The organism is Pukyongia salina, from assembly GCF_002966125.1.
Lineage (GTDB): Bacteria > Bacteroidota > Bacteroidia > Flavobacteriales > Flavobacteriaceae > Pukyongia > Pukyongia salina.
On sequence record NZ_CP027062.1, the window covers coordinates 479,542 to 502,651 of the forward strand.

Annotated in this window: 22 protein-coding genes; 17 read left to right on the top strand and 5 right to left on the bottom strand. The window is 41.7% G+C overall.

All coding sequences use genetic code 11. From position 1 onward, the window contains the following. The first annotated feature begins 84 nt into the window (after positions 1 to 84). From C5O00_RS02125 to C5O00_RS02160, 8 genes are all read left to right on the top strand, one after another. The gene (locus C5O00_RS02125; protein ID WP_105214502.1) at positions 85 to 795 is read left to right on the top strand and encodes a hypothetical protein; all 711 of its coding nucleotides are present in this window, start codon (positions 85 to 87) and stop codon (positions 793 to 795) included. 158 nt (positions 796 to 953) lie between these two features. Then, complete coding sequence (locus tag C5O00_RS02130) at positions 954 to 1,589, top strand: hypothetical protein (protein ID WP_105214504.1); 636 nt, start codon at positions 954 to 956, stop codon at positions 1,587 to 1,589. A 35-nt stretch (positions 1,590 to 1,624) separates the two neighbouring features. Continuing rightward, positions 1,625 to 2,176 carry a hypothetical protein gene (locus C5O00_RS02135; protein WP_105214506.1) on the top strand — a complete coding sequence of 184 codons (552 nt, stop codon included), beginning with the start codon at positions 1,625 to 1,627 and terminating at the stop codon, positions 2,174 to 2,176. Between the two features lie 50 nt (positions 2,177 to 2,226). Beyond that, positions 2,227 to 2,766 (top strand): hypothetical protein, encoded by a 540-nt coding sequence (locus C5O00_RS02140; protein ID WP_105214508.1) that lies wholly within the window; start codon positions 2,227 to 2,229, stop codon positions 2,764 to 2,766. Positions 2,767 to 2,795: 29 nt separating this feature from the next. Then, on the top strand, positions 2,796 to 4,763 hold the full coding sequence (locus C5O00_RS02145) for an ATP-binding protein (protein WP_105214510.1): 1,968 nt from the start codon (positions 2,796 to 2,798) through the stop codon (positions 4,761 to 4,763). Then, complete coding sequence (locus C5O00_RS02150) at positions 4,764 to 6,632, top strand: tetratricopeptide repeat-containing sensor histidine kinase (RefSeq protein WP_105214512.1); 1,869 nt, start codon at positions 4,764 to 4,766, stop codon at positions 6,630 to 6,632. It begins immediately after the preceding gene. Next, on the top strand, positions 6,629 to 7,270 hold the full coding sequence (locus C5O00_RS02155; protein ID WP_105214514.1) for a response regulator transcription factor: 642 nt from the start codon (positions 6,629 to 6,631) through the stop codon (positions 7,268 to 7,270). The genes C5O00_RS02150 and C5O00_RS02155 overlap by 4 nt, the downstream gene beginning before the upstream one ends. Before the next feature lie 17 nt (positions 7,271 to 7,287). Then, complete coding sequence (locus C5O00_RS02160; RefSeq protein WP_105214516.1) at positions 7,288 to 7,971, top strand: hypothetical protein; 684 nt, start codon at positions 7,288 to 7,290, stop codon at positions 7,969 to 7,971. Between the two features lie 45 nt (positions 7,972 to 8,016). On the opposite strand, the gene C5O00_RS02165 is transcribed toward C5O00_RS02160, so the two are convergent. After that, positions 8,017 to 9,651, bottom strand: a complete 1,635-nt coding sequence (locus C5O00_RS02165) for a SusD/RagB family nutrient-binding outer membrane lipoprotein (protein WP_105214518.1) — start codon at positions 9,649 to 9,651, stop codon at positions 8,017 to 8,019. A gap of 103 nt (positions 9,652 to 9,754) precedes the next feature. Here C5O00_RS02165 and C5O00_RS02170 point away from each other — a divergent pair, with 103 nt between their 5' ends. Genes C5O00_RS02170 through C5O00_RS02180 form a run of 3 tightly spaced genes read left to right on the top strand, consistent with a single transcriptional unit; the run spans position 9,755 to position 13,782 of the window. After that, positions 9,755 to 10,264, top strand: a complete 510-nt coding sequence (locus C5O00_RS02170; protein WP_105217544.1) for an RNA polymerase sigma factor — start codon at positions 9,755 to 9,757, stop codon at positions 10,262 to 10,264. A gap of 58 nt (positions 10,265 to 10,322) precedes the next feature. After that, positions 10,323 to 11,240: a FecR family protein gene (locus C5O00_RS02175; RefSeq protein ID WP_158676760.1), complete on the top strand. Its 918-nt coding sequence runs from the start codon at positions 10,323 to 10,325 to the stop codon at positions 11,238 to 11,240. After that, complete coding sequence (locus C5O00_RS02180; RefSeq protein WP_105214521.1) at positions 11,203 to 13,782, top strand: TonB-dependent receptor; 2,580 nt, start codon at positions 11,203 to 11,205, stop codon at positions 13,780 to 13,782. Before C5O00_RS02175 ends, C5O00_RS02180 begins: the two co-directional genes overlap by 38 nt. 1 nt (position 13,783) lies before the next feature. On the opposite strand, the gene argS is transcribed toward C5O00_RS02180, so the two are convergent. Both argS and C5O00_RS02190 read right to left on the bottom strand, forming a co-directional pair. Beyond that, a complete protein-coding gene (gene argS, locus C5O00_RS02185) occupies positions 13,784 to 15,556 on the bottom strand; it encodes an arginine--tRNA ligase (protein WP_105217545.1) in 1,773 nt (590 codons plus the stop codon). 239 nt (positions 15,557 to 15,795) lie between these two features. Further along, positions 15,796 to 15,978: an LPXTG cell wall anchor domain-containing protein gene (locus C5O00_RS02190; RefSeq protein ID WP_105214523.1), complete on the bottom strand. Its 183-nt coding sequence runs from the start codon at positions 15,976 to 15,978 to the stop codon at positions 15,796 to 15,798. A 68-nt stretch (positions 15,979 to 16,046) separates the two neighbouring features. Between C5O00_RS02190 and C5O00_RS02195 the strand changes: the two genes are divergently transcribed. After that, on the top strand, positions 16,047 to 17,468 hold the full coding sequence (locus tag C5O00_RS02195; RefSeq protein ID WP_105214525.1) for an SDR family oxidoreductase: 1,422 nt from the start codon (positions 16,047 to 16,049) through the stop codon (positions 17,466 to 17,468). A gap of 3 nt (positions 17,469 to 17,471) precedes the next feature. On the opposite strand, the gene ctlX is transcribed toward C5O00_RS02195, so the two are convergent. Beyond that, positions 17,472 to 18,404, bottom strand: coding sequence for a citrulline utilization hydrolase CtlX (ctlX, locus tag C5O00_RS02200; RefSeq protein ID WP_105214527.1), 933 nt, complete (start codon positions 18,402 to 18,404; stop codon positions 17,472 to 17,474). Between the two features lie 290 nt (positions 18,405 to 18,694). Between ctlX and C5O00_RS02205 the strand changes: the two genes are divergently transcribed. The 4 genes from C5O00_RS02205 (at position 18,695) to C5O00_RS02220 (ending at position 21,639) form a co-directional block, all read left to right on the top strand. Next, a complete protein-coding gene (locus C5O00_RS02205) occupies positions 18,695 to 19,132 on the top strand; it encodes a thioredoxin family protein (protein WP_105214528.1) in 438 nt (145 codons plus the stop codon). A gap of 90 nt (positions 19,133 to 19,222) precedes the next feature. Further along, positions 19,223 to 20,119, top strand: a complete 897-nt coding sequence (locus C5O00_RS02210; RefSeq protein ID WP_105214529.1) for an FAD:protein FMN transferase — start codon at positions 19,223 to 19,225, stop codon at positions 20,117 to 20,119. Continuing rightward, positions 20,116 to 20,325: a DUF4266 domain-containing protein gene (locus C5O00_RS02215; RefSeq protein ID WP_105214530.1), complete on the top strand. Its 210-nt coding sequence runs from the start codon at positions 20,116 to 20,118 to the stop codon at positions 20,323 to 20,325. The genes C5O00_RS02210 and C5O00_RS02215 overlap by 4 nt, the downstream gene beginning before the upstream one ends. A 9-nt stretch (positions 20,326 to 20,334) precedes the next feature. Then, a complete protein-coding gene (locus C5O00_RS02220; protein ID WP_105214531.1) occupies positions 20,335 to 21,639 on the top strand; it encodes a DUF3570 domain-containing protein in 1,305 nt (434 codons plus the stop codon). Here the strand turns inward: C5O00_RS02220 and C5O00_RS02225 are convergent. Continuing rightward, positions 21,636 to 22,448, bottom strand: coding sequence for a hypothetical protein (locus C5O00_RS02225; protein WP_105214532.1), 813 nt, complete (start codon positions 22,446 to 22,448; stop codon positions 21,636 to 21,638). The genes C5O00_RS02220 and C5O00_RS02225 overlap by 4 nt on opposite strands. Positions 22,449 to 22,545: 97 nt before the next feature. Here C5O00_RS02225 and C5O00_RS02230 point away from each other — a divergent pair, with 97 nt between their 5' ends. Continuing rightward, entirely contained in the window at positions 22,546 to 23,103 is a 558-nt protein-coding gene (locus tag C5O00_RS02230) for a sugar O-acetyltransferase (RefSeq protein WP_105214533.1), read from the top strand. Positions 23,104 to 23,110: the final 7 nt, after the last annotated feature.

Here is a 23,110-nt window from a genome sequence, read left to right on the forward strand (position 1 = left end):
GTGAGGTGGTTATGCACGCGTACTTTAGCAACATAATTAGAATTATCCCTATTCAAATAATAGTAACCAAATTAAATTTCAATTATGAAAAAAGTAAGTATTCTAATCGCCGTGCTGGCCCTTTGTGCCATGCCATTTACGACTATCGCACAAACGTGTAGTCGTACACTAACCTCGAAATCCGGAACTGTGTATTCTGCCAACCCCGGAACATTAACAACCACTGCAACCTCAGACCAGGTGACTATCCGTATCAAAAAAACGGGAGGACGTGCTGAAACTCAGGTAAATGTTTATGTAAACAATGTAATGCAATCCAATCCTATCGAATACGATAATGGTACCTATATCCCTTCCGGATGGCAGACCAGAACTCTTAACGGAGTTAATGGAAAGCAGATCAAGGTAAGGATCGTCAACCAATCTGTAGGTAATACATTTAAGTATGATGCCAAGATCCAGGGTAACAGTAATAACGTTACCACTACCGGGAATAAAGCGTCCGGAAGACTTCTTGGACAGACCAATAAGACCATCTATACCAATCCTTCGTGTACCGGGAAGGCACGCATTATTGTAAGGCGTACCGATGGCAACGCAAGAGGCAACATACGAGTATGGGAAAAAAATGGTACATCGTGGAATTTGCTTAACAACCACACCTATACGTTCGAAAAGAACCAGGACAAAAAGATATTTGTAGTAAACTCCAACCGTAAATTAAAGGTTGAACTTCGTAATGTTTCAGTGGGAAATAACCTGCACTACATCATGAATGCCCTGGCTGCCAATTAAATAATCTTGTTTTGCGAACGGCTTCCATTTGGGAGCCGTTTGCGAACTAAGGATTTCACCTACATGAATTCATACATTTTTGATCACTAAGGGATTTCTTTGACCCATAACCTTTTAATGATCAATAACTTAGTTCTAACCTCTAAATATAAACCGAAATGAAAAATTTAACATTAATACTCGTCTTTTTTGTTGCCACATTGTCGGCGCAAACAGAATGCCCACCCGGTGCATGGTGTCATCCGGATGGAGAAGGTCTTGGATATCCTTACACTTCCCTTCTGGGAGGAATGACCGAAGCAGCTGATGCTGTTGGGAAAGTAATGAACGATGATGGCTGCGCTGGCGCAAACTACGCAGAAATGGTCTATTGTTATCCCGCTAAGTGGCTAGCCGATGCCATCCCGTGCATGTACGGTAAAGATACTCCACAAGCCACCTTATGTGACGATGGCGATGGTGGTGGCGATGGTGATGGTGGGGAAGCCGAAAACGAAAGTTACACTTCCAATCCAAACTTTACCCCTTTTTACACTACGGAAGCAAAAGCCAAACAGGTTATCCAGAAATTTCTTGCCAAAAAATCAAGAGGACAGGTAATTACCAAACTGGATAAAGGATATGTCCTGAAACTGAAATCGAAATTTTTCACAAATAAGAAAAAAACAGAATACGTGGCCATGATGGAGTTGTATAATCCGAAAGGCCAGGTTGTAGGACGACCTGTAATGTTCACCAAAGGGAAAAGAGTTTACGTACATGACCTGCTCCCTAAAAAAGGTAAAAACAAATAACGTTATTCAACAATAATTCTAAAGATATTGAAATCATGAAAAAATTAATCGCAATTATTACGATCGCCCTGTTTGCTTTTAGCTTTCAGGCAGAAGCCCAAAACTGTAATCAAGGGAAGAAACTAGCCGAAAAAACCTGGGAAAAATGGGGGCCATGGAAACCGAATATTCAATTGATCCCTTTTAAAGCAGAAGTACAGAAGATCAAGAATGTTTGGAACTGGATCGCTGCAAATGGTGGCGCGACCATAGGACCAAGATTCCTTGAAATTGATGGTGGAAACGAAACCGGTAGTATCACCGGGCAGACCAAAAGTACGTTCGTTACGCCACCGTCCTTCGATAATAAAGTAGAGCTCACCATTAACAAATACGATGGAAAAGCTAAGACCGGAGTAGTGATCTGTGTTCAAGGTCGCGACGGGGTTACCACCCAAAAGGCCACCTACGAATTTCCTAACGACAAGAATGGCAAAGTAAAGAAATTCACTTTGAACAACGTTCGAGGAAAGATCATCATTGTTGCAATGAGGAATAAATCGGTAGGAAATAAATTCAAGTATCGAATTAACGCCAAGAAAAAATAACCACTAAAACGCATGGCCTGGATACCGGGCCATGCTTAAAATTAAAAGTCATGAAAAATTTATTTTATATAGCATTATTCCTACCTCTTGGGCTTTTCGCACAAGACCCTACCATTTATGGAATAGAACCTGCACCCAACCAGGAAATAGCCTATAGTGGCGATCTTTCCCAGGGCGTATTTCTGGACGATCTATCCTGGGCCTGGAATAGTAGCAATGCCTGCTTTCCGGAGACACAAAAGCAAAAATTTACCGGAAAGCACCTGTTCTTTACTGGAATTATACCAAAGTATAGTGAAATGACAGTTACCGTTGTTCCAACCGATCCCACACAGAATTTTAGTGTGTATGCGTACGAGATAGGAGCCAATAGCAATGATCTGGTTCCTAATTTGCCAAGATGTATCCGTTGTGAAGCAGATCACTTTCGGGAACGAAACTTCGCTGGACGTGCTCCACAGGACCACACTCGCACAGTGAGTAACCTGGTAGCCATCAATACTCCTTATCGTGTAGTAATAGGCGTAACGGGGGCAGATGGGCTTGAAGAAGGTGAATTTACCCTGGTAGTGAACACTAAATCACGATAGAAGAGTTTAAAAATTTATATCTTTTATGTATGCTATCCACTAACCAACTCTTTTTTGTGATGCTATTTGCGTTTGCGGCTTTATTCCTAAGGCCGCAATCTGCATTTTCACAAAACGACCTTAAACGAAAGATCGATAGCGTAGTGAGCGGGTTGGAAAACATGAAATTTCAAGAAAAACGTTCATCTTACTTCGATATCTGTGATCTTATCATGCGTGCCGGCGGAAATAAAAGAGAAGAACTTTTCAATTATGCCATTTCCAGGGATAGCTCCGAACATGCACGAATGGTATTCTATGAAACCTACTCTAAAGTTTTTTCGCGCAGAGGACAAACCGATGAAGCTCTTGAGCTCAAAGAAATGGGATTGGAACTCGCCGAGAAACTAAAGGACATTGAATATGAAATTGTCTATCACAACGATATAGCCAATTTATATATTTACCAGAACAAGCCCGATAAAGCACTTTTTCATATTAATAAAGCCGAATTGCTCGCGCAAGAAGACAAGTATAAACATTACAATACGAGCGTTTATTACAACCGTGGCCTGCTGAATAATATTCTGGGGGATCACGAAGAAGAGCGATTAAGTTACTTGAAGATGTGGGAATATGCCGAAGAAATGGAGAACACCTCACGAAAGCGATTCCTGTTATACATACTTGTGGATTTTTTAAGTCAGGTTGATCATCCCGAGGAGCTCGCAAAATTCACCGAAGTGCTTTCCGATCTATACGAGGAAGCTAATCCTAATATGCCTGAAGGGCATATGCCGATAAAGAGTATTTTCGAAAAGCGATCGGATCCTGTTAACATTCCTAAACTTAAAAAGTCTATCCGTATTAGCGATAGTCTAAATAGTTTGAACTCCCTAACATTTGCATCCATTGCCCTGGCAAAGACCTACGAAAAGATGGGGCAGCCTTACCAGGGAGTTCAGGTGCTTAAGAATATCGCCCCAAAGATCGATACCACCAATAAACCACAGTTAAAACTATATCTGGTTTCTGAATTGAGCCGACTCAATGCCGAAGCGAAAAATTTTGAAGAAGCCTTCACCTACCTCCGGGAAGAGACCAAATTAAGAGACAGTATTAAATCTGAACGCATGCAAAAGAACTTGGCCGAAATGGAGGTTAAATTCGATACCGAAAAAAAGGAACGTAAGATCGCACAGCAAGATCTTCAGCTTGAGAAAGAAGCCAGGCAGAAGAATATGATCTTTACAGGTCTTATCGCGCTTGGCGTATTGCTTATTATGAGTTTTTTCTTTTTCAGAAATAAACTAAAATATCAGCGAACCATAGCTGCCCAAACCGAAGCTATTCAGCAGCAGGAGATCAGGGAACTTCAGCAAGAAAATAAATTACTCGCATTAAATAGTATGATAGAAGGCCAGGAAGCCGAACGACTTCGAATTGCCAAAGATCTACACGATAGCCTGGGAGGGTTGCTCAGTACTGTGAAAGCTCATTTTACAACTATTCAGAAAGAAATAGAAGAATTGGAAAAACTCAATATAACCGAAAAGACCAACTCGCTTATAGACGAAGCCTGCCTTGAGGTTAGACGGATCTCTCACAATATGATGCCGCATGCCTTAAGCTTATCCGGATTAAAAGGTGCTGTACAGGATATTGCATCCAATCTTCAGGAAGAAGGCTATCTGGTAACTTTGGAGATTGAAGATCTTCCCTCCTTGGATAAAACACGGGAGGTAATGGTGTATCGGCTTATACAGGAGATCGTTGCGAATATCCGAAAGCACGCCGAAGCAAAATCTGTACTCATACAGGTATTGGCTCGCAAGAACGATCTCAATTTACTCATTGAAGACAATGGAAAGGGCTTCAACTTTGATCAAGCCTTGAAAAAAGGTGGGATAGGACTTAAAAGTATTAATAGCCGCGTACAGTTTCTGGACGGGCATATCGATTGGGATACTAAAGAAGGTGAAGGAACTTCGGTAAGCATTAAAATCCCTGCTGTGTAAATGAAAATATTTAGCAAACATATCACAAAGGTCACCCAACGTTTACTTCTACTTTGTACGCTGTTTGTTGGTTGCGAGCTTACGGCTCAATCGAATAAGGTGGAAGACAGTTTGAAGCAAGTACTTGCGGTCACTACCAACGATTCGATAAAAATGGATCTCTATAACGAATTGCGTAAAGCAACCTTTTATTCGGAGCCGGAAATTTCTAAAAATTATACCAGGGAATACCTGGAACTCGCCAAACGTGTACAGGATTCGTTTCGAATTGCCCTGGCTCAATACTATATGGGTAATGCCGATATAACATTGGGGAATTATAAGGAAGCCTTACCTAATTATCTGCTGGCGGCAAAGTATTTCGAATATTCGGGTGATCCCGGCAGGCTGAGCTCTGTGTACAATGGCATTGCCGCCGCCTACGAAAAACACGGCGTAGATTCACTTTCACTAAAGTATTTCGAGCTGTCCTACGAGATTAGCAAAGAACAAAATGATAGCCGGCGTATGGGTATTGCTCTAAATAACATTAGCAATATCTACCGAAACCGGGGTGACCTACAGACTTCAATCGAATACCTGGAAAGAGCCCGTAACCATTTGGCAGCGCCCCAATATGCCAAGTATTTTATCCCTATAAGTATTAATCTGGGGAATGGTTACGTAGATATGGAGCGAACCCAGGATGCTAAAAAGATCTTCGAAGCCACGCTTAAAACTATAGATTCGACCCAAGATATCCTTCATTACGGATCCCTGTTGCGCGGACTTGGAGGCGTGTATACCCAGGAAGGAAACAGCCGTAAAGGCCTGGCTTATTACGAACGCGCTTATAAGGCTTTTCTCGACCATGGGTTTTACGACGAACGCCTGGAAACCATGCCTTTCCTTATCGATGCATATTACGAGAACAAGGAGACCCTGAAGGGTATGAATTTGTTCTACGAGTATACAGAAGCCAAGGATTCGATCTTTAATTCGGAAAAGGAAAAAAACCTTACAGAGGCGCTTCAGAAATACGAAGCAGAAAAAAAGGACAAAGCCTTATTGGCCCAGGCCCTTACGATCGAAAAGAATACACGACAGAAGAACACCATCCTCATCTTACTTATATCGGCGGTTTCTATTTCCGTACTGCTGTTCTTGTTCTTCCGAAAACGCCTTCAGTACCAAAAAACTATTGCAAGCCAGAATGCCTCCCTCCAGCGGCAGAGGATTACCGAACTTCAGCAAAAGAATAAATTACTGGCCCTAAGTAGTATGATCGAAGGCCAGGAAGCAGAACGACTTCGAATTGCAAAGGATCTTCACGACAGTCTGGGAGGGCTGCTAAGTACTGTTAAGGCTCATTTTACAACAATTCAGAAACAAATACATCAATTGGCCAATTTCAATCTTACAGAAAAGACCAATACACTCATAGATGAGGCATGCATTGAAGTGCGGCGGATCTCACATAATATGATGCCGCATGCCTTGAGTATTTCCGGATTAAAAGGTGCACTAGAAGATATTACACAGAACCTGAAGGAAGACGGGTATGATGTTACCCTGGAAATTAAAAATCTTCATCCGGAAATGGAAAGCACCAAAGAAGTAATGATCTACAGATTGGTTCAGGAAATAGTGTCTAATATCCGCAAGCATGCCGGTGCTAATACTATCCTGCTGCAGTTGATCGGGTTTAAAAATGAAGTTAATCTAATTATTGAAGACAATGGCCAGGGATTCGATTATAGGGAGGCTGTTTTAAAGAATGGGCTCGGAATTAAGAGTATAAATAGCCGGGTTGACTTTCTGGATGGCGCCATAGAATGGGACTCCAAGCCGGGAAATGGCACTTCAATAAGTATAAATATACCGTTATGATACAGGTCTTTATAGTTGATGATCATAAAATGGTCATAGAAGGATTACAATTGTTACTTCAGAATGAAGAGGACATCACTGTAATAGGATCCGCCCTTAGTGGGAAAGACGCTTTAGAGCAAATTGATATCAAACAGCCCGATGTGGTATTGCTGGATATCAATATGCCCGACATGAACGGCATTGAAACCTGTAAAGAGCTCATTGCGCGTCATCCAGATCTGAAGATCGTGGCGATTTCGATGCACAAGGAAAGCAGCCTGATTAAATTGATGCTTTCCAGTGGCGCAAAAGGTTATGTATTAAAAAACGCCGGACAGGATGAAGTGATAGAGGCCATAAAAATGGTGAACGATGGTAAAATGTACCTGGACGACACGGTAAACGAGATCGTGGTGAACAGTGTGGCGAATGGCAACGAGTCTAAACAGCGCAGTCCATTCCCCACCTTGTCGCGGCGCGAGAAAGAAATACTACAATTAATACTAAAGGAACACACTACGCATGAGATAGCAGAGAAGTTGTTTATCAGCTTCGGAACCGTAGAAACTCACAGACGAAATATGCTTATTAAGACAGGGGCGAGAAATACTGCCGGCCTGGTACGAATAGCACTTGAATACGAATTACACACATAACCTCTAAAATAAAGATCATGAAAAATTTAGTTCTCATAATTGCAACCGCGTTTTTGCTGGGATGTGCTTCGGAAACCGAAAAGAACAGCCTGGACAGAATAGCCGACATTTACGACGCCAAAACCTCATATTCCAAAGGATTTAGTAGTTCTGCGGGGACCGAAACCGTAAGGAATTTTACCGCAAAAATTTCGGAGAGTGACCTTATCGACAGTTTAAACCCAAATGTTACCTCCGCCAATATTGCTTTATTGGTATACCAGGGATTTGAAGATGATGAGAAAGGGAAGTACAATTTCATCAATGTTGAAATGTTGAATAAAAAAGGGGATACTGCAGATTATACCTATCCTTTAGATGTATTGAAGAAATTAAACAGGAAGTCGGAAGTATACACAACCTTCTCACAGAGCCTGATGGACAGTGATGCTGCCACAATTGATAATATAAGAAATGAGAATTCTATTGCTCCTCCCATAGGGGAACGAATTATCATAACCATGGGTGAGTATAAGGAGAAATACGGGTCGCTTATTGCGTACCAGCCTTTTGGTGTTGCTGAAGTGAGTGATGCTCAGGGTGCTGCGTATCAGTTTCAGTCGTACCTGGTTTTCAGCAGCGGAAAGAAAATACCGTATCTGGTGGTGGTAGACACCGCACCAGATCTCAATAAGCTTGAAGGTTTTAGATTCTTTGAATAAAAAATAAGCCCCTGAAGAACAGGGGCTTTACTATTTTTTGAACATTTAGTCAATAAATCCGCCAGGGTTATTATCCCAGAATACCTGGTCGGTAAGCTGACGCTGTTGGATGTTCGGGTTGTTTTCTACCTCATCAACAGGATATCTGTACCCTCTTGGGAACGCACCTGCTGCTGTTATAGGAGACTGCAGGGTTGGGAATCCTGTTCGTCTGTATAGGTTGTATACTTCTACACCGTTACCCCAGGAAGCAAGGAATGCTTCTCTTGCGATAATGGCAAGTTTTCCGTTGTTGTTGGCTGCGTTGTACTCTGCAAGTACACCTGCTACGTAGTTGTCCTTATCGGCTTGAGTCATTTCGAAACCGTCTGTTGCGGCACTTCCTACGAAGTCGTCTACCTTATCCAGGCTTAGACGGATCCCGTCTGCCAGTAAGTTAGCCGCGTTACCGTTGGTTCCAAGAGTAAGGGCTGTTTCGGCCAATAAGAATTTTGTATGAGACGCCAGGTAGATAGGTAATATACCAGCACCACCCAGGTTGTTCTCTGTAGCTCTTGCCTGTGCAAACTCGTCTCTATCGAAGGCTCCACCACCCGGGTAGATACCAAAGGTAGTACGCTTGAATCCGTCGTTTGGAATACCAGCATCATCGGTATGGTCACGACCCCAGTAAAGATTTCCAACATAACAGTAATCGTATCGGGCATCTCCGGCACATGGCAGGTCTGAACCTGATGGTGGGGTGGAGGTTTGACGATACAGGTAGTAACGTGTTCTTGGATCGATCGTTCCTGTTTCGATAAAAGGAGGTTGATCGTCACCTGCATTTAACAGGTCAAGGAAGTTGTTACTCATATACGATCCGGCTCCTGCTGCAAGATATCCCGTGGTAAAGAAGGGGTGTCTTGATTCTACAGGATCCTGAACATCAGAATATCCAAAAGTGAAATCTTCTGAAGAATTATCGATAATACTACCGTTAGCCGTTGAGTTGATCCCGGCCGTTGCTCTGGCAGGATCGGTAAGGCGAAGGTTGTTATAAGCACGAAGCTTTAAAGTGTTCGCCAGGGCGATCCAGTTATCAGCATCGAAATCTCCGAAATAAAGATCGGTTGTTGGCTCGATAAGCCCACCAGCCTGAAGGTTGGCAATAGCTGCATCAAGTAACTCTAACTGCGCATCGTATACCGACTTGGCAGGATCTGTATTTGGATTTGGAAATTCTTCCGGCTTGTTGGCCTCAGAGTAAGGAACATCGTTCACATAATCAACCAATAGCATATAGGCAAATGCCTCGATCACCTGAGCCACACCCAGGTGGTTGGTAAGACCTTCCCCACCGTTTTCAAGGTCCACGTTGTGAAGCCCCTCGATAAGGTCGATGTTTCCAAACATCTGGTAAGATTGTTGCCACTCGGTAATAAGTGTGTTCTCATCAATGGCCCCGTTGTATGCTCCAAACAAGTTGGTCATACGCGTAGAACTCATAGAAGGTCCGTTGTAACCATTCCAAACGTTACGTGCAAAAGTAAGCTGCACGTCGTTCAGGATGAAGTTAGGATCTGCGTTCTCAGACCCAACAACGTTAGGGTTATCTAGTAATTCTAACTCCACCGTGTCACAGGCAGTGAAGAAAAGGAGGGTGGTAAGAATGAATGAGATTTTAAGTATGTTTTTCATAGTAAAATTTTTGCGTTCAGTAATAGAACAGTTAAGGATTAAAAATGATACCTCGCATCGTAAAAAAAATTTTTATATAAGTTTACAGCTGGAAATTGCAGCTATGAACAAAGAGAAAGATACTTGTAAGGAAGAGGTTTTTAATACTCTTTACCGCGATCATGCGCAGTCCTTGCACAATTTCCTATATTTTAAGACTACCAATAAAGACCAATCGCATGATATTACGCAGGAAGCTTTTATAAAACTTTGGAACAATTGTAAAAAAGTAAGTCCCGAAAAAGCAAAGTCCTTTTTATTCACTGTGGCAAATAATTTATTTCTGAATGCGATCGCGCATCAAAAGGTGGTGCTGAATTTTAAAAAGTCGAAAACTACTGTGATCAACGAACAATCCCCAGAGTATTTAATGGAAGAGAAAGAATTCGAAGCCAGACTCAATAAGGCGATCGCCGATCTTACTGAAGTGCAGCGAACCGCCTTTTTATTAAGTCGGGTAGAAGGAAAAAAATACAAGGAGATTGCCGAAATATTAGGTATTTCGGAAAAAGCGGCCGGCAAGAGGATACACGATGCCCTGGAGGCCTTACGCGAACAAATTGAAAAAATATAGAATAGTGAGGTAGTAATTTATACATTCAACTGTTCTATATCTGAACATGCCAACGAACATGAAAAAGAAAGATTTATTAAATAAATGGTTAAATGGCGAACTAACTCCGGAAGAATTTGAGGTATTTAGAACGATTCCGGAGTTTTCGTCATACCTGAAAATAGATGCTTTTGTAAAGGATATCGATCTTCCTAAGGTGGATGTTGAAGCTGGTTTGGCTGAGTTACAACAAACAAGAATTCGATCGTTGGATAAGGAAAAACCCAAGTTGTTCACTCTGTCCAACGTTATGCGGGTCGCTGCTATACTTATACTGCTATTAGCGTCTTATTATTTTATTGCCAATTATAGTGTCGCCACTAATACCGATCTTGCCCAGACTGAAGTTGTGCATTTACCAGACAACTCCCTGGTTACAGTTAATGAAAATTCGGAGCTTCGATATAAAAAATTCAATTGGGGAAATGATCGTGAGGTCACTCTGGATGGGGAAGCCTATTTTGAAGTTGAGAAAGGCAGTACATTCACCGTAAATACAAAACTGGGTAGTGTTAGGGTATTAGGTACACGTTTTAACGTTTCAATACATGGAAATGATCTTGTGGTAAGTTGTTACGAAGGTGAGGTACGAGTGATGATGAACGATCTCACCATAGATCTACCAGCAGGAAGAATTGTAAGTTTTAATTTGAAAGTTCCTGAAATTGCTGATGTTTACCTCAAGGAACCCAAATGGCTGTATAACGAAAGTACATTTAACGATGTACCAATTATGAAGGTATTATCTGTACTTGAATCCGAATATAATTTAGATCTTTCAACTAAAAATATTGATGTAAATTTACGATTTACAGGGGGATTCCCTAACGATGATCTTGAAGCAGCCCTACAAGCAGTCACAATTCCTCTGAAACTTAATTACTCAATAGAGAACAAGGATGACGTTACTATATTTGGTAAAACCAATTCAGATTAGAAGTCTCTTTCTCCTTTTTTTCCTATGTTTTCTTACTAGCAATATAGCGCAGAATTCCACAAACGACATCCCGGTAATCAATATATTAAAGAAGGTTGAACGGCAATTCGATCTTAGCTTTTCGTACAATAAAAAAGATTTAAAAGGTATCCGCTGTGAGGCCCCGGAATACAACCTCTCCCTGGAGCAAATTTTAGTACAGATTTCGGGTAGATGCGAAGTTCAATTCTACCGTATTGACGAAAGATATATTGCCGTTAGGCCAGGCAACAATGCTTTAATTTCTATTTGCGGAACCTTGATTGAAACAGCCAGTGGCACTCCATTGAGCAACGCTTCCATACTGGCGGAGAACGTACAAACCACTACAGACTCCGGTGGGGTATTCCGGATCTCGGCAATTTCGGAAACCACCAATATCTCCATCTACCACCAGGGTTTTAAAGTAAAAGAATTAGTGGCCGGAGATCTGAACAAAACAAATGAATGTCCGTTGGTTTTCATCGATCAGCGATATAACTATTTACCCACCATCCTACTTAACAGTTATCTCACCAAAGGGATCTCTAAGAATGCCGAAGGCTCTGTTTCTATATCCAATACCAACTTCGAAATACTTCCTAGCCTGATAGACCCCGATGTACTGAAGATCGCCCAGATCCTGCCCGGTATAGAAAGTTTTAATGAGACAGCCTCCGATATAAATGTGAGAGGCGGAAAAAACGACGAAGTTCTATTGCTATGGGACGATATCCGAATGTATCAGAGCGGGCATTTCTTCGGACTCATTTCGGCCTTCAACCCTAACCTCACCCAGAATGTTAACGTGTATAAAAACGGTACGCATCCCAGGTTTGGAGAAAGTGTATCGGGTGTGATTAGTATGAAATCGGACAGTGAGATCCCTGAGAATGTAACAGGGGCAGCTTCCATAGATTTTATTAGCACGCAATTCTATGCCAAGATACCAGCTTCCGAAAATTTTGCCTTTCACATTTCCGGCAGGACCTCCATCAATACCGGGCTAGGTAATCCTGTGTATAATCAGTTTTTCGAGAGGGTTTTTCAGAATACTGTAGTAACAGATTTCAGTAATAACACAACCGAAGGACTACGGTCTACAGATGAAGCTTTTAATTTTTACGACATCAATGCCAAGGCTATCTGGCAGCTATCACCCAAGGATAAGTTTCAATATAATTTTCTTACCATCTTCAATAAATTGCAATTTACAGAGCGCCTAACCGATGAGACCAGTAGTAGTAAGAATGTAAGTGAATTAAAGCAACAATCCCTGGTGAATGGGGTAAGTTGGGAACGAGACTGGTCTACCAGACTGTCCTCAAAGATCGTCTACAACCATGTTAATTATGGTAATGACGGGGCTAACCAGAATGTGGATACCGGACAGTTACAAATTCAAAAAAATGAGGTTAAAGAAAGTGAGATCGCGCTGGAACTTTTCTATACCTTCAGTAACGATCTATCCCTAAATGCTGGATTTCAGCATACAGAAACCGATATTAAAAATGAGTTCAGCCCCTTTTCAGTAATTGAAATATTCACAACTGAAAGTACCTTGAAATCTAATGCCTATTATGTCAATTCGAAATGGAAATTCTTCGAAAAAAATACGGTAGTAAGTGCCGGTATACGACTTACAGACTACCCGGACCTGGGTAAACAATTTTTCGAACCCAGGATCAATTTCCTTCAAAAGATCAATACGGCAATAAGTCTTACAGCTTCCGCCGAAATGAAACACCAGTCTATTGTCCAAACGATCGATATACAAAACAACCTCCTGGGAATTGAAAATCTGCGCTGGATCATTTTGGGCGAGGAAACTGCTCCCATACTGGAAAGCTGGCAAATTGCCATGGGCGGTAATTTTAAAAAAGATAACTGGGCCTTTGGGCTGGAAGGATTCCACAAAAAGGTAGAAGGAGTGAACACGGCTAATCAAGGCTTCCGAAATCAATTGTCCATTACAGAAAGTTTGGGCAGTTATGATGTAAGTGGTGTGGAAGTATCAATCAGCAAGAAGACCGACCGGCTAAATGCGTGGCTGAGTTATACTTACCTCAACAATGAATACACATTTAACGATCTGGATCCGTCTAATTTCAGAAGTAATTACGATATAACCCATACCCTTTCCCTGGCTGCCTCGTATAAATGGAAATCGTTAATACTATCCTTGGGCACCAACTATCACAGTGGTATTCCCTACACCACTCCGGTTGCCGGCAATGAAGTAACCATCGAAAATGATCAGGCAAGGATCAACTATAACAGTGTGAATAACGCAACCTTAAAAGATTTCTTTCGAACCGATTTCTCCGCAGGATATACGCTCAAGCTGGATCAAACTTTTACAGGGAAGCTCAATATAGGAGTGATAAACATTTTCAATAGACGAAATGCCCTGGATACCTATTATGTGTTGGACAGAGAGCTTAATGGTGAAGCCAATTTAAACAGAGTAGAGCAATTTTCATTGGGGTTTACACCCAATGTATCGCTAAAATTACTTTTCTAGGTTACATCCGCTCTGGAACGGAGATCCCAAGTAATGAGAATGCAGTTTTTATAACTGCAGCCACCGCTGTTGAGAGTTGGACACGGAAAAATTTCTCCCGATCGTCTCCTGCACCCAAGATGGTTACATTTTGATAGAAGGAATTAAATTCCTTTACAAGATCGTAAGTGTAATTTGCGACGAGTGCCGGGCTGTAATTGGCGGCAGCCTGCTGTATTGTTTCGGGGAAAGCCTGAAGTTGCTTCAGTAATTCCTTTTCCTTTTCATGAAGATCTACATACATAACATCTTGTTCTTCCATCTGCGGCGCCTTTCGTAAGATGGACTGGATCCTGGCGTAGGTATATTGAATGAATGGGCCTGTATTTCCCTGGAAATCCACACTTTCCTTTGGATCGAATAAGATGCCCTTCTTCGGGTCCACCTTCAGAATATAATATTTAAGAGCCCCCATCCCGATGGTGTGATAAAGTTCTTCTTTTTCTTCTTCTGAAAAGTCTTCGATCTTCCCTAATTCTTCCGAGATTTCTCGTGCCGTTGCAGACATATCCGCGATCAGGTCGTCTGCATCTACAACCGTTCCTTCCCTGCTTTTCATCTTACCTGAAGGAAGGTCTACCATCCCGTAACTGAGATGATAGAGATTTTCGGCCCAGCTGTATCCTAGTTTTTTCAGTATTAAGAACAGTACCTTAAAATGATAATCCTGTTCATTACCTACCGTATAAATCATACCCGTTACATCCGGATGGTCTTTTACCCTTTGGATCGCTGTGCCTATATCTTGGGTCATATATACTGCGGTACCGTCACTACGAAGCACGATCTTTTCGTCCAGACCTTCATCTGTGAGATCACACCAAACAGAGCCGTCTTCCTTTCTAAAAAACACACCGTTTTCCAGGCCTTCTTCTATATTATCCTTCCCTAAGAGATAGGTGTCACTTTCGTAATAATAGCTATCAAAATCCACTCCCATGGATGCGTAGGTCTTTTCAAATCCTTCATACACCCAGCCATTCATCATTTTCCATAGCGCCACAGTATCCGGGTCGCCGGCTTCCCATTTGCGCAGCATATCCTGTGCTTCCAGCAAGGAGGGTGCCTTGGCTTTCGCTTCATCGATTGGCATACCTTCATTTACTAACTTTTCAATTTCTTCCTTGTATACCTTGTCGAATTTAACGTAATAATTACCAACAAGTTTATCACCTTTGAGACCGGAAGATTGAGGAGTTTCTCCATTTCCATAGCGTTTCCACGCCAGCATACTTTTACATATATGGATTCCCCTGTCGTTAATGATCTGGGTCTTGTACACTTTCTTCCCGGAAGACTTCAATATCTCTGCAACAGAATATCCCAGAAGGATATTTCGCATATGGCCCAGGTGCAATGGTTTGTTGGTATTAGGAGAAGCATATTCCACCAACATGGCGTCGGTTCCGGGAGATTCAATTCCGAAGGAAGAAAAATTGGTAACCGAATTAAAAAACTCAAGGTAATATGCATCACTTAGCACAAGATTTAGAAAGCCCTTCACTACATTAAAATCGATTACCTCCTCAACATGCTCTGTTAGATATTTGCCCAGGGATTCCCCTATTTGTACCGGATTGCCTTTAATTACTCGCAGCATGGGAAAAACAACCACGGTAATATCGCCCTCAAATTCTTTACGGGTCGCCTGAAATTCTACAGTATCCGGGCTAACCCCATATATTTCCTGGGTGGCATTCTTGATGTGTGAAGTAAGTTTTTCCTGCAGTACCATCGGGTCTTTATGAGCTTTAGTTTTGTTATTGCAGCGTGCTGCGGTAGCTGAATTAGAGGGCAAAGATAAAATTTTATTCGGTAGCAACATGCTAATATAAAGGCCTAAAACTTAACTAAATTTTAAGGGGAAAGCTGTGGATAATGGCTACCGTTAAAACTAAAATACTCTTATAAACTTAAGGGAAAGATACTCGCAGAATAGGCATTGCACCGGTCCGTTCATCCATCAGATCAAGCTTAGCGGCGTCTTTTCATGAAGATCCCTGCTACAATAGCCAGTAAGGCCAAGCCGAAGATTCCAATGGTTTGATTGGTGTCCGCCTCATCCAGAGATCGATATTGCGGGAGCAAACTAATCATCACTCCATAAACCAGAAGTACTATTCCTCCGGCAACCAAAACAAAGCGTAAAATCTTCATAGTTCAAAGGTAAAAATATTGTGATTAACAAAAGAGTCATTGATATTAAGTAACTTGAAACAAAAAAATTGAAAATTCTACTTACAGGGGCGAATGGCTACATTGGAATGCGATTACTCCCTCTTTTACTGGAACAAGGACATCAGGTGGTTTGCGCAGTGCGAAATGCACAAAGGCTTTCTGTAAATAAAGAAACCAGGGCCAGGATAGAAGTGATCGAGATCGATTTTCTCGATGATGATGCCTCCGGGGTCATCCCTGAAGATATTAATGCGGCCTATTATTTAATCCATTCCATGAGCGGGTCCACTTCCGATTTTGACGAAAAGGAGGAAAAGTCTGCCAGAAACTTCAACCGATTCATCGAACCAACGTCCTGTAAGCAAGTGATCTACCTTAGTGGGATAGTTAATGATGAGGAACTCTCAAAACACCTGTCCTCCAGAAAGAATGTGGAAGACATTTTAGGTGAAGGGTCTTTTGCTCTCACCGTGTTAAGAGCGGCTATCATTGTTGGATCCGGGAGTGCATCCTTCGAGATCATCAGGGATCTCTGTGAAAAGTTACCGGTTATGATCACTCCGCGATGGGTGAAAACGCGATGTCAGCCCATTGCCATACGAAATGTGATCGAATTTTTACTAGGCGTTTTGGGACGAGAAGAAGTGTATAATGATTCATTCGATATAGGTGGGCCGGACATCCTTTCGTATAAGCAAATGATGCAGCAATACTCTAAAGTGAGGAAACTATCGTTGTTTATAATTGATGTACCATTTCTCTCACCTAAACTCTCTTCCTACTGGCTGTATTTTGTTACCTCCACCTCATATAAGCTCGCCTTAAACCTGGTGGACAGCATGCGAATAGAAGTAATTACTAAAGACACCAGATTGCAGGAGTTGCTGGGAATTGATCCACTGCACTATACCGAAGCCATATCACTGGCCTTCGAAAAGATCGAACAAAACCAGGTGGTATCTAGTTGGAAGGATTCTATGGTGAGCGGAAGATTTCGTGAGGACCTTAAGCCTTTTATTCAGGTTCCAAAATACGGCTGCCTGAAAGACGCTCAGAAAATATCGATCGATGATCCGGACCGCGTTCTCAATAATATCTGGAGTATAGGAGGCAATAAAGGCTGGTACTATGGTAATACTTTGTGGAGAATACGGGGTTTTATCGACAAATTATTTGGTGGGGTTGGCCTGAGACGAGGCAGAACACATCCTGATAAGATCTACGAAGGGGACGCGCTCGATTTCTGGAGGGTATTACTGGCCGATAAGGAAGCGAAGCGACTTTTGCTCTTTGCAGAGATGAAAGTTCCGGGAGAAGCCTGGTTGGAATTTAACATAGACAACAACATTTTGCATCAAACCGCTACGTTCCGGCCCAGGGGTATTTGGGGTCGTCTTTACTGGTTTACCATGCTACCGTTTCACTATTTCATCTTCAGAGGGATGATACGAAGAATAGCGCATTCCTAGATTTTATTTCTTCGGAAGGAATACCTCGGCCATCATGCAGCGAGCGCTTCCTCCACCACAGGTTTCTATGGTTTGAAGATCACTACTTAATATTTCACAATGCTTTTCGATCTGTGCGATTTGTTGCGGTGTAAGGCTGTTATGAGCAGCTGTGCTCATCACTAGAATTCTTCTATCATTGGTTCCTTTCACCTGCAACATATTTCCGGCAAACTGATGCATTTGAGATTCGGTAATATCGATAATTTCCTTTCCATCTTCCTTAAGATGGTGTAGCACATTTTTTTTCTCTGCGGAATTGTCTATACATTCAAGACAGATCACACAAAAATTTTCTGCCAGACACATCATCACATTAGTATGATATATTGGTTTTCGAACGCCATCCACTGTTTGATTGGCAGTGAAAACAACCGGGGTATATTCGAAATCCTCACAGAATTCAATAAATAATTCCTCATCGGCGCGAGGTGATAAAGCGCAATAGGCTTTTTTGTTTACCCTGTCCATCACTATACTACCTGTACCTTCCAAAAAGATGTCTTCCTTCTCAGCCTCGGTGTAATCAACCAGATTCTCAATTTTAAATCCTTCTTCCTCCAATCGCATAAAGACCTCTTCTCGCCTTTCTTTTCTACGATTTTCGGCAAACATAGGATACAAGGCAATATCGCCATTGTCGTGGAAGCTCACCCAATTATTTGGAAAGATCGAATCTGGGGTGTCTGCCAGCTTATCATCGCTTTCAACGATCACATTTACACCCGCCGCTCTAAGCTTATCCACAAAGGTGTCGAACTCCAGCTGCGCCTTTTTGTTGATCTCGGAGTTCTTCAGATCGATATCTTCCTGAAAGTAGTTATTCACGGCAGTTTCTTCGTTCATACGGAATGCCACCGGGCGTATCATTAATATGGTATTTGTGATCTGAGCCATTAATAATAAGTAATTAAATAGTGCCCGCTAAATTAAATCTTTTCTATGGTTATTTGGTCTATTTCGTGGAAATAGCTGTGTAACTTTTGTTACAATTTTTCTCTCAATTTAAATCTAGTTTTGAATAAAAATACAATCAAAATGATACAGTTAGTATTAAGTGACAAAGGAGAAATTATGATGCATTGAATTTTTATATTAACAAAACATTAACATTTTCAGCTTTAATATTTAATCCGCAGCCCCGTTATTTGTTTTACTCTTAGCATGTGGATTATTAATTCTTTCTTATGAAAAATAGTCTATTCCTAGGAGTATTTCTTTTTATTAGCCTTGGTATCCAATCTCAAAATTGGCATACAGATATGGACGAAGCCAAAACCATGGCTTCGCAAAACAATCAAAAAATCATTTTAGTTTTTAAGGGGAGTGACTGGTGTGCACCCTGTATTAAACTAGAACGGGAGGTTCTTAGTACGGAGTATTTTCGCACTTACGCAAAAGAGCATTTTGTGCTTTTGGAAGCAGATTTTCCAAAACGAAAGAAGAACGCACTTCCGGACGACCTTCAGAAAAAAAACAATGAACTGGCAGAACGCTATAACAAACGGGGTGTCTTTCCATTTGTGGTCGTGCTGGATAAAGACGGAAATGTTCTTGGAGAAACCGGATACTTTAAAACAACTCCGGAGGCGTATGTCACACATTTAGAATCATTTAAAGGTTAATTTCTGAAAACTCTCACCACATTATTACTCTGTTTACTGCTGTCAGCCCCGTTGTTTGCACAAGACATCTATAAGCGTACCTTAAAGTTAATGGGAAGTCGTTTTGAGATCACGGTCGTTGCCGAAAATAAAGAACAGGCGGACGGTTACATTGATCTTGCCGTGTTCGAGATCACTCGCATCGAAAAACTCATCTCCAGCTGGGACCCTCATTCACAAACCTCTGCGATAAACAAAGAAGCCGGAAGTAAAGCTGTTTGGGTAGACCGGGAATTATTCAATCTTATTGATCGATCGATTAAAATTTCTCAACTCACAGATGGAGCCTTCGATATTTCGTATGCATCCATGGATCGAATTTGGAAGTTCGACGGAAGTATGACAACCATGCCCTCCGAAGAAACTATTCGATCTTCTGTGCGTAATGTGGGTTACAACAATATAGACTTGAATAGATCTGATACAACAGTTCTTTTAAAACTAGACGGAATGAAAATAGGCTTTGGAGGGATTGGCAAGGGCTACGCTGCAGACATGGCTAAGAACAAACTTATCTCCGAAGGTGTAAAAGGAGGAATTATCAATGCCTCCGGCGATATGAATACCTGGGGAGTAAAGCCCGATGGCAGCGAATGGAAAGTCGCTATTACTAATCCCTTAAATAAAAACAATGCTTTTGCCTTACTTCCTGTAAACGACGGTGCAGTGGTTACTTCGGGTAATTACGAAAAGTATGTCACCTTTAACGGGATTCGATATTCTCACATAATTGATCCCCGAACCGGATACCCAGCGTCTGGTATGATAAGCGCAACTATTTTTGCTCCCAGCGCCGAGCTGGCCGATGCTTTGGCTACATCGGTTTTTGTTATGGGAATTGAGACCGGCCTGGATTTTATCAATCAGCTGGACGGGATAGAATGCATATTAATTGATTCTGAAGGAAAAATAGTTAGCTCCCAAAACATAGATTTTAACAAACAATGAAAAAATTATCCCTACTTATTCTACTGGCCCTTAATTTATCATCCTGTGTGGTGGTGCGCGAATACGAAAAGGTTAAGCTGAATGATCCGGATATGGCGTTAAGCGATAAAAAGATCAAGCGATTCGAACTGAACGCACAAGCCTATCGGGAGGCAGCTGCCGGTGCTAACGGCGGAAAAACAGGAGGTGGTTGTGGATGTAATTAAGAAACCTTAATGAAGAAATTTGTAATTGTAAGCCTCCTGCTATCCGGTTTTATCGCAATGGCCCAGGACAGTACCTCAACCTATAAGAAGAGAGTGCTGGAAACAGCCGAAGTTGATTTCCTCATGAGTTATTATACTCAGGATGGATCTAATGCAGCCGTTAGTGGTGGAATTGGTACTGAGGAATTAACCGATATCACCCCCACCATAGTAGTATCTATCCCTCTCAACGATGATGACGTTCTCACCATCGATTTTGGAATTTCGGCCTATACCTCTGCTTCCTCAAGTAATGTGAATCCCTTCGACGCCGGTGGTCTTGCAGATCCCTTTGTAGCCTCTTCCGGTGCTTCGTCTGGCGACGTATGGGGGAATTTAACCGGATCTTACAGCCATAGCAGTGACGACCGAAACGATATTTGGTCGCTAAAGGTATCCGTATCCACCGAATATGATTATTTCTCGGTGGGTGTAGGTGGTAGCTATTCCAAACTTTTCAATGAAAAAAATACGGAAATTAGTATAAGTGCCAATGTTTACATTGATAGTTGGTCGCTTATATATCCTATCGAATTCCGAGGATCATCGGGAGGTGATGACGAGGACGATTTCAATATTAATAATTACACAATAACCGGAAACCCTAATTACAACCCTGGCTTTGTCCCTCTGGACGGTAAAGGACGAAACTCGTATTCGGTTGGTTTTGGTTTTTCTCAAATTCTAAGTGATCGAATGCAAGGCTCATTGGCCCTGGATCTGGTAAAACAAGAGGGGCAATTATCCACCCCATTTCAACGGGTATATTTTAGTGATATGGCCGACTCCTTCATTGAAAACTTTCATCTTGGAGATGACATTGAAAGGCTTCCGGATACTCGCTTTAAAGTGGCGATAGGCGGTAGACTTAATTATTATATCAACGAAATTTTCGTGCTCCGCACTTATTATCGATACTACTTCGACGATTGGGGAATCAATTCTCATACTGCCAGTATCGAGATCCCCGTAAAATTATCAGATAGATTCACGATTTATCCTACTTATCGTTACTACAGCCAGACGGCCGCCGATTATTTTGCCCCATACAATCAACACCTGTCTACATCGCAGTTCTATACATCAGATTATGACCTTTCAAATTACGCTGCGAATCAATATGGATTAGGAATAACGTATACCGACATATTTACAAAATTCAGAATATGGAAATTAGGCTTGAAAAGTATAGACCTCAAGTTCGATCAATATGAGCGAGATTCCGGTTTAAAGTATAGCCTCATCTCCGGCGGATTCTATTTTGTATTGGACTAATTTCCGCCAAAGTTATACACGGCTCCTACTCCATATCCTGGTCCTTTGAAAATATTTCTTCCATCAAAGACATACGATAAACTGGCGTAGACCCCAAAACTAGCTGAAAACGGCCTGTAAATTGTACCCCCTACTTTTTGAAAGTTTACACCAAAATTCCTGAAATCCTGTGGTGGTGGAGTACTTAGATAGTCTGTGCCACCAAACGAATGCTGAAAATCGTAGTAAACGTCGTAGTACCAGTTCGATGTTGCCTTCCCCGTTTTGAACGTAAAAGGAATACTATTAGGAGTAGGGTTCGATTTAAATGAGAAACCACTTTGTGCTGTGGCAAACCACCCGCTATTCCATTGGTAATGAATAAGTCCCCGGGTGTCGATCACTGTGGCCTGCTGCCCGATGTCATTGAGCCCTCCCAGGTCGTATTCTGTTAGATTGGTTGCAAAGCCTCCACCGATACTAAACTCCAGGCGGCCCGATGAGGTAGACACCACTGCCACACGATATTTTAAGTAGATGGCAATGTCCTGAAAATTGGCATTATCATCACTTACAATGTAAGGAATGGTAACATTGGCGTCCAGATGATCTGTGATTCCATAGGCACCAAAAATACTCGAATAGAACACACTTCTGGAGAGATCCAGTTTAGCTGTGGATTCACCGGCAAAATATTTTTGACCGTCTTCAAATCCAAGACCCATCACTAAGGATCCGTTGTTGTTTCCGCGATAAAACCCGTCTAACCTACCCTGGGCGTTTATCAAACAACTACTTGTTAAAAACACAATAAATAGAAATTTCTTCATAACAATTTTTTAATAAAGAGACATTACATCTTTCAATGACTTACAATATAGTTACTTTAATCATTAGGATAAAAAATGATAACTTTAAACAAAAACAATGACCGAAAAGGACAAGATGCTGCGGGGTGAGATGTATAACCCTTCAAACCCACAACTTATTCAGGAGCGATTTGAAGCACGTCTGAAATTTCAGAAGTTCAACCGGCTACCCGAATCCGCCAAAGCGGAACGCGATATCTTATTGAAAGAGTTATTGGGATCCACCGGTTTAAATGTGAATATTGAACCCCCTTTCTATTGTGACTACGGCTACAATATCATATTAGGAGATAATGTCTTTTTAAATTTTAATTGTTGCATCCTGGATGTAATGCCGGTGACAATTGGTAATAATGTAATGATTGGTCCGTACGTTCAAATTTATACGGCCACACATCCTCTGGAATCTAATGCCAGAAATTCGGGAAGAGAATTTGCTAAAGAAATAACTATTGGAAAAGATGTATGGCTGGGAGGGGGCGCGATCATCTGTCCGGGAGTAACTATAGGAAATGGCGCGGTTATTGGGGCTGGTGCCGTGGTGACCAAAGATGTACCGGAGAATGTCTTCGTTGGAGGTAATCCGGCTAAGGTTATTAAAGCGATCGTAAATTAAAGTAAAC